This window comes from Streptomyces sp. NPDC046900 (assembly GCF_040644975.1).
Lineage (GTDB): Bacteria > Actinomycetota > Actinomycetes > Streptomycetales > Streptomycetaceae > Streptomyces.
On the sequence record NZ_JBEYXD010000154.1, the window covers coordinates 1 to 11,111 of the forward strand.

General features: G+C 67.3%; 10 protein-coding genes and 5 pseudogenes. 7 read left to right on the plus strand and 8 right to left on the minus strand.

The window, feature by feature from the left end; translation table 11 throughout:
- Positions 1 to 372: 372 nt before the first annotated feature.
- From ABZ904_RS48840 to ABZ904_RS48850, 3 genes and pseudogenes are all read left to right on the plus strand, one after another.
- Positions 373 to 774, plus strand: a pseudogene (locus ABZ904_RS48840) (transposase); the annotation flags it as partial.
- Positions 775 to 1,018: 244 nt separating this feature from the next.
- On the plus strand, positions 1,019 to 1,195 hold the full coding sequence (locus ABZ904_RS48845) for a hypothetical protein (RefSeq protein WP_361005213.1): 177 nt from the start codon (positions 1,019 to 1,021) through the stop codon (positions 1,193 to 1,195).
- Positions 1,196 to 2,029: 834 nt separating this feature from the next.
- Positions 2,030 to 2,461: a nitroreductase/quinone reductase family protein gene (locus ABZ904_RS48850; RefSeq protein WP_361005210.1), complete on the plus strand. Its 432-nt coding sequence runs from the start codon at positions 2,030 to 2,032 to the stop codon at positions 2,459 to 2,461.
- 1 nt (position 2,462) lies between these two features.
- Here the strand turns inward: ABZ904_RS48850 and ABZ904_RS48855 are convergent, their stop codons facing one another.
- Both ABZ904_RS48855 and ABZ904_RS48860 read right to left on the minus strand, forming a co-directional pair.
- On the minus strand, positions 2,463 to 2,654 hold the full coding sequence (locus ABZ904_RS48855; RefSeq protein ID WP_361005216.1) for a hypothetical protein: 192 nt from the start codon (positions 2,652 to 2,654) through the stop codon (positions 2,463 to 2,465).
- A 189-nt stretch (positions 2,655 to 2,843) separates the two neighbouring features.
- On the minus strand, positions 2,844 to 3,458 hold the full coding sequence (locus ABZ904_RS48860) for a class I SAM-dependent methyltransferase (RefSeq protein ID WP_361005207.1): 615 nt from the start codon (positions 3,456 to 3,458) through the stop codon (positions 2,844 to 2,846).
- 147 nt (positions 3,459 to 3,605) lie between these two features.
- On the opposite strand from ABZ904_RS48860, the pseudogene ABZ904_RS48865 reads away from it, so the two are divergent.
- Positions 3,606 to 3,788 (plus strand): annotated as a pseudogene (locus ABZ904_RS48865) (hypothetical protein); the annotation flags it as partial.
- Here ABZ904_RS48865 and ABZ904_RS48870 read toward each other — a convergent pair.
- Positions 3,722 to 3,871 (minus strand): annotated as a pseudogene (locus ABZ904_RS48870) (IS701 family transposase); the annotation flags it as partial. The pseudogenes ABZ904_RS48865 and ABZ904_RS48870 sit on opposite strands and share 67 nt — an antisense overlap.
- A gap of 339 nt (positions 3,872 to 4,210) precedes the next feature.
- Here ABZ904_RS48870 and ABZ904_RS48875 point away from each other — a divergent pair.
- Positions 4,211 to 4,411: a hypothetical protein gene (locus ABZ904_RS48875; RefSeq protein WP_361830634.1), complete on the plus strand. Its 201-nt coding sequence runs from the start codon at positions 4,211 to 4,213 to the stop codon at positions 4,409 to 4,411.
- A gap of 271 nt (positions 4,412 to 4,682) precedes the next feature.
- Here ABZ904_RS48875 and ABZ904_RS48880 read toward each other — a convergent pair.
- Positions 4,683 to 4,961, minus strand: a pseudogene (locus ABZ904_RS48880) (IS5/IS1182 family transposase); the annotation flags it as partial.
- 144 nt (positions 4,962 to 5,105) lie between these two features.
- On the opposite strand from ABZ904_RS48880, the pseudogene ABZ904_RS48885 reads away from it, so the two are divergent.
- Together ABZ904_RS48885 and ABZ904_RS48890 are read left to right on the plus strand one after the other, a co-directional pair.
- Positions 5,106 to 6,857: pseudogene (locus tag ABZ904_RS48885) on the plus strand (SpoIIE family protein phosphatase); the annotation flags it as partial.
- Between the two features lie 84 nt (positions 6,858 to 6,941).
- Positions 6,942 to 8,126 carry a PP2C family protein-serine/threonine phosphatase gene (locus ABZ904_RS48890; RefSeq protein ID WP_361830636.1) on the plus strand — a complete coding sequence of 395 codons (1,185 nt, stop codon included), beginning with the start codon at positions 6,942 to 6,944 and terminating at the stop codon, positions 8,124 to 8,126.
- Between the two features lie 135 nt (positions 8,127 to 8,261).
- Here the strand turns inward: ABZ904_RS48890 and ABZ904_RS48895 are convergent, their stop codons facing one another.
- The 4 genes from ABZ904_RS48895 to ABZ904_RS48910 form a co-directional block, all read right to left on the minus strand.
- Positions 8,262 to 8,711, minus strand: coding sequence for an STAS domain-containing protein (locus ABZ904_RS48895; protein ID WP_361005198.1), 450 nt, complete (start codon positions 8,709 to 8,711; stop codon positions 8,262 to 8,264).
- 553 nt (positions 8,712 to 9,264) lie between these two features.
- A complete protein-coding gene (locus ABZ904_RS48900; protein ID WP_361830638.1) occupies positions 9,265 to 9,732 on the minus strand; it encodes a hypothetical protein in 468 nt (155 codons plus the stop codon).
- Between the two features lie 363 nt (positions 9,733 to 10,095).
- A complete protein-coding gene (locus tag ABZ904_RS48905; protein WP_361830640.1) occupies positions 10,096 to 10,653 on the minus strand; it encodes a Uma2 family endonuclease in 558 nt (185 codons plus the stop codon).
- Positions 10,650 to 10,928 carry a hypothetical protein gene (locus ABZ904_RS48910; RefSeq protein WP_359411270.1) on the minus strand — a complete coding sequence of 93 codons (279 nt, stop codon included), beginning with the start codon at positions 10,926 to 10,928 and terminating at the stop codon, positions 10,650 to 10,652. Before ABZ904_RS48910 ends, ABZ904_RS48905 begins: the two co-directional genes overlap by 4 nt.
- Positions 10,929 to 11,111 lie beyond the last annotated feature (183 nt).

The following is an 11,111-nucleotide window of genomic DNA, read 5'->3' on the forward strand; positions in this document are numbered from 1 at the left end:
GTGCGCAGTCGGCCGGCGCAACAGGCAGAGGTTCCTGCGCACCGCCCGACCGGGGCTGCGCAGTCGGCCTGGCAACCGCTGCACACCGGGGTGGACGGGCGTGGTCGGCCTGACCATCTGGTCGGCCCGACCATGAGCTGCGGACCGTCACCGGCAGAGACTGCTCCCCGGGCGACCGGCAACCTCGACGGTGGGGCCTCACATCTCGGCGACCCGAAGGAACGCGCTGTGCTCGTACCGCACGGCATTACCGCCGAGACCCAACTGTGGGACGACTGCCCCGAGTCCGCGTTCTGCTGGGGCGCGTATCGAGTCGCGGTCAATCTTTGGATTTGTCTTCGTGCGGAGGCCTGATCGGGTAGGTCGTCTTGCGTGACGCGAGTGCAACTGGCAGGCGAGGAGTGGGAGTTCATCAGGCGTACCTGCCGATCGGCGAGTACGGACCTTATCCCGAGCGCTTGCGGCAGCAGTTCGAGGGTGTGATTCTGGCGGTTCAAGACCGGCGGGCAGTGGCGGGAGATGCCGCAGGAGTTCGGCGCCTGGTCGACCGTCTCCAACCGCTTCCGTCAGTGGCGTGACGCTGGCGTGTTCGAGGCCCCGCTGGAGGGGCTGATCGCGGAGTCGGCGAAGCGGGGCGAGGTGGACCTGTCCCTGGTCGGCGTCGACTCCACCACCGCACGCGCTCACCGCGACGCCGCCGGGATGCACCTGAGCGAGGACGTGCTCACCGCTCTGGGGAAAGCCGCCGCCGAGGAGGAAAAGGCCAGGTCAAAGGGGGCAGCCCGGACGGACAAGACGGGCAGGACACCGGAAACGGCTCCGAGCGGGACAAGAGCCGACGCGGTACACCTCCCGTGTTTCGTCCGGACGCGGCGGTCGGCGGGCCATCCGCAGCCCTCGCCCGGACGGACCTGGCCCAGGCCTCCATCCTGAACACCGTCGTCCGCCAGACCGGCGGAGCCCTCGCTCCCGCCGTGGTGACCACGGCCCTGGTCTGAGCACCCCGGCGGGTGCCGCGGTGGAACCGCCCGTCTTCGCCTACCAGCACGCCTATCTCGCCCTGGCCGCGATCGCCGCGCTGACGGCGGTCTTCTCTTTCAATCTCCCCGACGGTCCGGCCCGCGCCGCGGCACAGGGGACCGTCGCCTCGAGCCGTTCCAATCCGCTTCGGCGCAAGCGGGTCGACGCGCGCTGAGCCGGCCGTCGACCGCCCTCAGTCCGGGTTGGAGCCGTTCGGCATCCCGGGCATGGTGCGGCGTGGGCGTGGCCGGGATGAGGATGATCGCCACGATGGGGAGCGGGCTGCCAGCGACACCGGCCGCCAAGCCCAGCACATCACCGACAGCGTGTCCCAAAGCGACTCCGTTGGCTGGGAATCGTGCCGAGCCGGTGTGCCCGGCTTCCGGTCTCTGTGGTCGTGCTGAGCGCGGCGCGCCATGCGCATCCCTTCCGTCCCATCGTCGGGGGGCGTCGGCTCTGAAGCGCGAGGTCAGCGTCGGAACGGGTGAGGCGCCGGTACAGAGAGCGGGCGAACCGCGTTCAGCGCGCGCCTCGGCCGCGGACATGCCTACGGTGGTCGCAGGGCAAGCCGCCAGCCTCCGCGCAGCCTGCGGTGGCAGGCCCTGCCGTGCATACGGCCTTGCTGGATGGGCGTGCCTACACGAGCAAAGACGGGCGCTAGCGCCCCATCAACCGACCATCGCACGCCCCGTGGGGAGTTGGCCGAGACGAAGAAACGGTGGAGCGTTGTCGCCGCAGTTCATCCCGTACGGCCCGGATGTGGAGATCGTCGAACCTGACTTCGATGCAAACGTACAGACCGTGATCCGCGGATGGAGCGGTACATCACCGATTCGGTGACGGCCGAAGGCACCGGTCAGGCGGTACGCGACGCGCACGCGAAGGGCTACGGGTTGGTCCGGGGCGAGGTGGAGATCCTCGACGGTCTGCCGGACGAGGCTGGGTGCATCCAGGTGGCTTGCTGGTTAGCTGAGGACAGGAGTGGATCTTCGTGCGGAGTGAGGCGGGCATGGCCGATGTGCAGGGCGTGAACGAGCGGGTCATCGACGAGTTCCGGTGCGGGAACGGGGCGGTGGGGGGCCGCTTCGAGGGCGCGCAGCTTCTGCTCCTGCACACGGTCGGCCGCCGTACGGGCCGGGAACGGGTGAACCCCCTCATATACGCCGCCGACGGTGACGGCTATCTCGTCTGCGGCTCGGCGCGTGGCGCGCAGAACGATCCGGCGTGGGTGGCCAACGTCGCCGCCATGTCCGAGGTGACCATCGAGGTGGGGGACCGCGTCATGAAGGCGACGCCCACCGTCGTGTTGCATCCGTCGCCCGAGTGGGAGCGTCTGTACGGGATCTGGTCCGCCTACTGGACGGACAGCGCGCACTACGAGACCAAGACGTCCCGCAAGTTTCCCATCGTGAGGATGGAGCCCGTCGCGTCGGCCGGTTGAGTCATCGTGAACAAGTCCGTCTCCGACGGTGCCTGAACGACCGCGAGGGCAACGCCTCGCCGGCGATCCCGGACGCCTCCGCCGGCGCCAGGTACTTCCTGACCGTCTTGTGGTCCACCCCCAGCGACGCGGCCAGCGCGCTCTTCGAGCGGCCCGCGTACCAGTGGACGTAGATCTCGGTGATGTCGACCACGACGAGCGTTCTCCTTGCTATCCGGGCGGCCCATCGGCCTGCCGGACCACGGGGCGAGGAACACGGACAGCTCCGCGACGAAAGGTCCTTCGATCCCGGACTCCGCGCTCCCCATGGAGAATAAGGAGGAACCGCCATCATATGACGCTCAAACTGCCCACGATGGGGAAAACCGCCATCCATGCCGGATCAGTGGGCGGGCTTCTCCCAGGTCAGCGAGTACCGGCGCAGCACATGCCGGCGGTAGCGCACACCGGGTAGCAGTCTCCGGGCGGCAGTCCGCACCTGCCCATAGCTCATCTGCGGGTCGGCCACCGGCATGCCCTGCGGGCCACGCGCGCGACGCAGCACCTTCGTGATCCGCACGATCGGGGCAGCCGCGATCAACGCCGCCCACTCCGCCACGCTCGCCTCGCGGGCCAGACCGACCACCACCAGCGTGCCGCCAGGCCGCAGCAGCTCGCGCATGCGGACGAGGGCCGCCTCGAAGTCCATGTGGTGGATCGTGGTCACCGAGCAAACGAAGTCGTACCCCGCACCGGGAAGTTCCGCGGTGACGAAGTCGCCCTCGACGAAGGTGAGTTGCGGGTTCCCGGCAGCCAACTCACGTGCGCAGGCGATCATGTCTGGCGACTTGTCGATCCCGGTGACGTGCTTCGCTCGCCCGGCAAGCTTCCGTACCAGCAGCCCGTCCCCGCAGCCAACGTCCAGAGCATCGCCGCACCCCACAGGAACAGACCGGAGGATGCCCGGGTGCCGGGCAACGTTGGTGTTCCAGTACGGCTCTGCGGCGAGCTGGCGCATCCGATCATCGTAGAGGCCGGTCATGGCCTGCCGAGTGCACACCGACGGATTCACCGTCCCCATGGGGAACCGCGATCGCAGGGATGGGGAATTACGTGACGCTGATCATGTAGATCGTGGGGGATTGCCTGACCGTCGACAGCTCCAGAGGCGGACGGCGTCGAGCGTCTGATCAACAAACTCAAGGCCTGCCGAGGCATCGCCACCCGATACGGCAAGGCCCCAGACAGCTATCTCGCCGGCCTCCACTTGCGTGCCTCGTGTCCGGCGTATTCGGCCAGCTGCCAGTCGTTCTTGCGGCCGACCGGGCCCAGCAGTCCACGGATGTAGTCACGCATCCTGCGTCGCGGCTCGACCCGCCCGAAACGGTGACCGGTACGTAAGAACAGTTCCTCGAGTTCGTTGTTCCAGATTTCAACTGCACGCTCGTCGATCACGCCGGGAAGCTGCCCAGACCGCTGCCACTATCAGCGGCGGCTGCACACGATCGAGGGGCGGCCCGGGAAAGAGGATACGCGCCGCCAATCAGCCCACTACACTCACCCAAACCGCCCCTGAACAGGGAAACGTCAAAGTGCTGCTGGAATACTAAGCCGCTTCAAAACGCCACTCGACAGGGATGCCCTTGCGCCGAAATTTCTACCGATCCGCGCGGTAAGGCACCGAGGTCTGACGCCGCCAATAGTGGGAAACCCAAAATGGGTGCAGGCGAGGACTGGATGCAGGGAGGTGCCGGATGAAGGCGATTGTGTGTGACGGATCAGGCTGCGGGAACGGAAGACATCGACAGAGTCGATCTGGTGTTCGATATCTTCGGCGGCGACATCGGAAAGCGGTCCGCGGGTTTGGTTCGAGCTGGAGGAATGCTGGTGGGCGTCGCCGGGCCACCCGAGGCACGGTCGATCGACGGCCTGGCGGTCGACTCGTTGTCGTATCCGATCGCGCGCAGCTAGGTGAGATCGCCCGGCGGGTGCGTGACGGACGGCTGCGGACGAACATTGGTCAAGTCGCAACCCTCGACGATGCCGTCGCTGCCTTCAACTCGACGAGCGGATCAATGGAAAGACGATCATCCGCGTTCGTCCGTGAGGATTCGGGGGACAGCAACCGGTCCTTCCCCGTTATGTTTTCCACGGTCCTGCAAGAGGGCCGCCGGCCTCCGGGCCCGGCATGACTGTTCCCCCCTGTCGAACGCATGACAATGCCGTTGCTTTAGGACTCAAATCAAAATGAGGTTTTGAGGCGTCGCCAGCAGATGATCGTGCAGCCGAGGGTGAGGAAGGCCTGGTGGATGTCGGCACGGACTTCCCAGCGAATGGGCAGGCGTCGGAACCAGTGCAGGAGGGCGAAGGCGGCTTCCACGACCCAGCGGGTCTTGCCCAGGCCGCTGCCGTGGTCTGTGCCGCGCCGTGCGATGACGGGACGGATGCCCGGCTTGCGGTAGATGTCATGGTCGTAGCCGCGGTCGACGTAGAGCACGTCGGGACGTCGGCGCCGACGTCCCGCATGTGAAATCAACGTTGAGAAGGACTTGTGATCATGCGCGCCATGATTCTCAGCGCCTCTGTGGGTGCGTACCTGACAAAGGTTCGATCGCGGGCACGGTTGGGCGGTCGGCGCCCCATGCGCCGGCGTGAGGAAGTGCCTCTGCGCACGTTGTCCGGTGGGGCTAACGATGCGTGCCGGCGGCGCCTGAAGCTGTTGCACGACGCGGGCGCGCGCCTTGGCACCACGCTCGATGTGACGCAGACCGCCGAAGAGCTGGCGCAAGCCGCGGTCCCCGCCTTCGCCGACTTCGTGACCGTTGATTTGACCGAGCCCATGCCAGACGGGGAGGAGTCGTCGCCCGAGGGCGATGGGAGGGTGCGTCGGGTCGCCGTCAGCGGCATCCGGGATGACTTTCCCTGCTACCCGGCGGGTTTGCAGTTCGCCTTCCACCCGGACACGCCGCAGGCCGCGGGCCTGGGCGGCGGACCGGCGGTGCTCGCGGCGCGGTTGGACGACGTTCCGGGATGGCGGGCGCAGGATCCGGTGCGCGCCCGACGGATCATCGGCTATGGCGTCCACTCGCTCATCACCGTCCCGTTGCGTGTACGCGGGACGGTCTTCGGCGTGGCCACCTTCTGGCGCTCGCGGCAGCCTGCCCCCTTCGAGGTGGACGACCTCTCGCTCGCGGAAGAGCTGGGCGCGCACGCGGCGGTGTGTATCGACCGCGCCCACAGCTACAGCCGCGAACACACCATGGCCATCACCTTGCAGCGCAGCCTGCTTCCCCAGGGCCTGCCGGCCCAGAACGCCCTTGAGGTCGCCTACCGCTATCTGCCCGCGCAATCGTGGGTCGGCGGCGACTGGTTCGACGTCATCCCCTTGCCAGGCGCTCGCGTTGCCCTGGTGGTGGGCGATGTCGTCGGCCACGGCCCGCGCGCCTCCGCCGCGATGGGGCGGCTGCGCACCGCGGTCCACAACTTCTCCTCACTCGACCTGGCGCCCGACGAACTCCTGGGACGTCTCGACCATCTGATCGCGAGCTGCTCGGACGGGGTCGTAGCAGGGTGCGAGGGCTCCTTTACGGGTGCGACGTGCCTGTACGTGATCTACGATCCGGTCTCCCGGCATTGCGCCGTGTCCCGGGCCGGGCATCCGCCGCCCGCCGTCGTACGCCCCGACGGCCAGGTGGACTTCCCCGACGTGCCTGTCGGCCCGCCACTGGGACTGGGCAGCCTGCCCTACGAGGCCGCCGACTGGGAAATACCCGAAGACAGCCAACTCGTGCTCTACACCGACGGACTGATCGTGCGCCGCGACCAGGACATCGACACCGGCCTCGCGAGGTTGCGCGACGCCTTGAGCCGAGCCGCCGACGGCCATATGGGGCCAGAGGGGACTTGCGCGAGCGTGCTCGATGCGATGCTTGCGGACCGTCCCAGCGACGACATCGCGCTGCTGGTCGCCCGCACCCGCGTCATGCGGTCCGATCAGGTCGCCGACTGGGACATACCCTCCGACCCGGCGGCGGTGGCAGGCCTGCGCGCCGCCGTCACACGCCGGCTGTCGCGCTGGGGCCTTGATGAGATGGCCTGCACTACGGAGCTGATCCTGAGCGAGCTGGTTACCAACGCCATCCGCCACACCACCGGACCGACCCACCTGCGGCTACTTTGTGACCGCTCTCTGATCTGCGAGGTCTCCGACCGCAGCACCACCTCCCCACACCTGCGCTACGCGGCCACCACCGACGAGGGCGGACGCGGTCTGTTCCTCGTCGCCCAACTCGCCGACCGCTGGGGGACGCGACACACGAAGGCCGGCAAGGTCATATGGACCGAACAGCCACTGCCGCACGGGCCGCGAACGGGGAACGGCCGGCACCCTGTCGCTGCGCCGCGGCACCAGCCGTAAGGCGATCGGCCAGGCCGTCGCCGGTCATAGGGCGAAGGAGGGCGCAGCGAAATTCCAGCCGAGTTTCGCCGACACGGAGGTTTCATGGCGAAAGCGTTGCTAGATCGTCTGCTTGGCATTCCACGCCACGCCCAGAGGCTACGGCGAGTGTGGCAAGGAATCGTGAACTGTTGGTTGCGCACTCTTCCGCGTGACGAGCGAAAGCGGCGTTCCGCACTGGCGGTGCTGCCCTTTCTCGCCATTCTGGCGATCACGCTCATTTGTCCTTCGCAGCCCGCGTCCCTCCACCTGTGCGACCTGCTGATCATGGTGCCGGTCATAACGGCCTGGTACATCTGCGCCCGGGTCACGGCGCTGGTCGGGATCACGGCCGCGGCCAGCACGGTGGCCCTCTGCGCGATACACCACATGGCGCTGCCCGTACCGCAGATGACAGCCCTGATCGTGACCGCAATATGCAGTACCACCTGCGGACATGTCAGGGAGCGGCGTCAGCGAGAACTGATCCAGGTGCGAACAGTCTCCGAGGCCGCCCAACTCGCTGTGCTGCCTCCCCTGCCCCGCCACCTCGGCCCGCTACACACGGCCACGGTGTACCTGGCCGCCGAAGACGAAGCGCAGGTCGGCGGGGATCTGTACGCCGCCGTGCGCACACTCACCGGGACACGATTGATCATCGGAGACGTGCGCGGCAAGGGACTGACCGCGGTTGGCGACGCCGCCCGGCTGGTCGGTGCGTTTCGTGAGTATGCCCGTAGTCCGGATACCCTGCCAGAACTTGCGGCCGAACTGGACAGAAGTGTCCGCTACAACATGAGCGAGGCCGTCGAATCCGAGCGGGACGGGGAGTGTTTCGTCACCGCCGCAATCCTCGAAATCCCCGACGACGAGCCCGTCGTGCGAAGCGTCACCTGCGGACATCCCCCACCCCTACGCCTTCGCCCGAACGAAGTCATGGCGCTGGAGGCCAGCCAACCCGCACCCCCGCTGGGCCTAGCCGCGCTCACGAGAACCACCTACCACCTCGACACTCATGGCCTGCGTGCGGACGACACCCTCCTGCTGTACACCGACGGCGTCATCGAAGCCCGCAACACCACCGGAGTCTTCTACCCACTCACCGAACGGCTCACCACCCAAACCCACCACCATCCCGCAGAACTCCTCCAGCACATCCGCACCGATCTCCTCACCCACGTCGGCGGACCGCTCGGCGACGACGCCGCCATCATCGCAATCAAACGCCAGACCTCGAACCCACAGCAGTGACGGCCGCGGTTGACGGCACCGAGGCCGTACACAGCCGGACGCCGGTGGCCATCACGCACGGTGCTCCGGTCCGGATGCGTCGTAGGAACTCACATGGTCGCGCAGGGGCCCGTGCCTGCACCTGCATCCAGCCCCTCACACCCGCCTAGGGGTGTTTGCCGACGGCGTGGCGGGGGCGGGGCTGCTAGTCCGGCCTCGTGGGCGGCCGGGGCCGCCGGCCAGCGGGCCGCGTCGTGTTGCCTCCTCGGGTGAGCTGTAGAACTCGTAGGCGTCTCCCAGGCCGGTGAACTCGAAGACCCTGATTATTCGGCTGGAGGTACACGTGATCCGCAGTGAGCCTTCACGGTCGCGGATGCTCTTGGTCACCGCCACGACCATGCGCAGCCCCATCGAGTCGAGGAAGGGAACGATGGACAGGTCGAGGACGAAGTGACGGTGTCCTTCGTCGAGCAGCTTGATCATTGCTTCGCAGATCAGAGGAGCGGTGTGGGCGTCGACCTCGCCATCGACCTCGATAACGGTCCAGCCGTTGATCACGTCGTAGGTGATGGCCATGCGGTCGTTGCGGATCATGTTCGTTCTCATGGCACCCCCTTATTAACGCTCTTGGGCGCAGGGTCCGACGCTCTCCATGGTCAGGCGTGTATATCCATAGGAGGCCTGGTTCCAATCGAAGACGTCCGCTTCTTGATCGCAAGCTGGAAGCATGACCCAACGTCGTCGCGATGATGCGGGGGCAGCGCGGGGGCCCAGGGGTCGGCCTCGGCCTACCCGGCGATTGGATGGGCGGGGAACTTCGTTCCGCAGCTCACGAGCCGATGCCTGCCAGCAGGGTGCCGTCCAGGAGCCCGAACGCCCTCGTCTTCGCGGTCCGCACAGCGTCGGCAAGTATCGAGCCGACCACTGACTTCGCCAGCCAACGGCCCTTACACGTGTGCCCGTGCCCCATCTGTGCCCGATCAGGTGGCGACTGCTGGGGGCCGCTGGGAACGTCGGCGAACGTCCGGAGAACGCACAGGCCAGCGCCTCACCAGGTCAGAACCCACTCGCATACGCGATCTTCCCAACTGGTGCTCCAGGCCCAGGCAGCGGCGCTTGACGGGGTCATTGAAACTCCCGGCACAAGCAGGCAGTGACCCTATCCGGCCAGGGATCCTGCGATCGCGCCGGTCAACGCAGAGAGTAGGGCTGCACTCAGAAACACCAAGATCGTCACCCAGCCTGGGCGTATGCGTACGCGGAGGGTCGGCGCAATGCCGATCAGCACCGCGGCGCCGCCCAGCGCAGCACCGAGCAAGGTCACGGCGAGCCAGCCCAAGAAGGCCGCGATCCCCACACTGGCGTAGGTGCCGTCCGGTGCACGCTGGACCGCCAGCACTGTCCCTGGAGCCAGAGGCTCGGAGATCGCTGCATCCGGGTCCACCGTTTTGCCGTCATCGGAGCGAAAGGACCCCGCACATCGTTGATGTCGCTCTTTGGGTGGTCCCACTTCGCTGCACGAGCGAATGGACATCACCCCTGAGGTCCCGTCCCACTGCGCCGCGAGTGCCAAGTTCGGCACGCTGACCCAGAGCGTTGCAGCGGCCGCCGTGAGCAGCACGGCCACGGACACCGTCAAGGCCACTATGGCCCCACCGGGGGAGTCCCCATGCCGCCAACGCCGCCCCCGCACGGCCGCCCCTCAGTCAATTCATCAGCTCTCCGAGTGCGCACAGTACGCCAGCCCCTGTATGAAAGGCACCTGCGCGCCGGGGGGAGCCGTCGGCCAGCGGTCCGGTTAGTCGGATGCCAAGGTGGGATCGAACTCATGGCACGGCGGAAATCGATGAGGCCCTTCGGAGTCGTGATGAGCAGTCCTCTGAGGGACAGAGGGCTGGCGCCCGCCCTCGGCAGCCTGACTGGCGTGGACGCGGCGCGCCTGCCTCTCAGCGGGATCCGGCTGACGCGCCGGGGTGTACGGATATTGCGGCTACAGGCTGCTCGTGTCCAAATCGATCCCGAACGGAGCAAGCAGGTGCAGCCTCGTGCCGAAGGGGTGCGGTCCGTCCGCTTTCGTGTAGCCGAGGCGGCCGGGCTCCGAGAACAGGGTGACGCTGCGCTCCATCCGGTCGACCAGGAGATAGAGCGGCGCCCCGTATTCGGCGTACCGACGGCGCTTCACGACCCGGTCCGTGTCCGCGTTGGACTCCGACGTCACCTCGACCACGAGAAGCGTCTGATCGGGCAGCAAGGCGCCGCCACCCTTGGCGATGTCGAGTGGCACCACGGCGATGTCGGGCACGTACCAGTTCGCCGAACCAGGAAGGTCCAGATTTCCCGAGCCGGTGACGCAGTCCAGCTCCCGCACCCGCGGCTTGATCTGGTCGCGGATCGCCTCGGCTGCCGCCTCGTGGTCCCAGGTAGGTGACACGGGCTCGATGGCTCCTTCGATGATCTCGACGCGGTCGCCCCCACGCATGTGCTGAACGGCGTACTTCAGGGCCCGCTCGGGGTCAACGCCCATCTCGTAGTCGGCGGCTGCACTCATGCGACGTTCCCCTCCTCGGCGGCCTGCTTTGCCCTGTAGGCGGCGACGAGCGCGGACGCGTGCTGCGGGGTCCAGCCGAAATGCCGGGCAACGGCGGACGCCCCGCCCCGTCCCAGGCCGATAGCGACCTGCGCGGCCAAGTCGGCAAACTCCTCGCGCCGGACCTCGACCCTCTTGAGGGCCTTCTCAATGGCATCTTGTGCCTGGTCGAGTCGGCGCCGCTGCACCTCGCTCAGCTCGGCGAGCGGGGCGCGTGCTCGGGGTGCGTCGGTCATGCACACAGCCTGCCGGACAGCCCGATTCATTTCAAGTCGACACTTGTACTTGAGGGGACCAAGCGAAAGAATGATCAAGGATAAAATAGCAGGTCAGCGATCCAGCGCACCTTCGGTGCGCGCCGGGGGCGTGGTAAATCCCGTGGCGTGCGCCGGAGGTGCTTCTGTCTGCCCTGACGTGGA

What these genes read in the sequence shown, in the direction of transcription:
- ABZ904_RS48850 (WP_361005210.1), top strand. Translation starts at nt 2,030, where the DNA reads ATGGCCGATGTGCAGGGCGTGAACGAGCGGGTCATCGACGAGTTCCGG.
- ABZ904_RS48860 (WP_361005207.1), bottom strand. Translation starts at nt 3,458, where the DNA reads ATGCGCCAGCTCGCCGCAGAGCCGTACTGGAACACCAACGTTGCCCGG.
- ABZ904_RS48890 (WP_361830636.1), top strand. Translation starts at nt 6,942, where the DNA reads ATGGCGAAAGCGTTGCTAGATCGTCTGCTTGGCATTCCACGCCACGCC.
- ABZ904_RS48895 (WP_361005198.1), bottom strand. Translation starts at nt 8,711, where the DNA reads ATGAGAACGAACATGATCCGCAACGACCGCATGGCCATCACCTACGAC.
- ABZ904_RS48905 (WP_361830640.1), bottom strand. Translation starts at nt 10,653, where the DNA reads ATGAGTGCAGCCGCCGACTACGAGATGGGCGTTGACCCCGAGCGGGCC.
- ABZ904_RS48910 (WP_359411270.1), bottom strand. Translation starts at nt 10,928, where the DNA reads ATGACCGACGCACCCCGAGCACGCGCCCCGCTCGCCGAGCTGAGCGAG.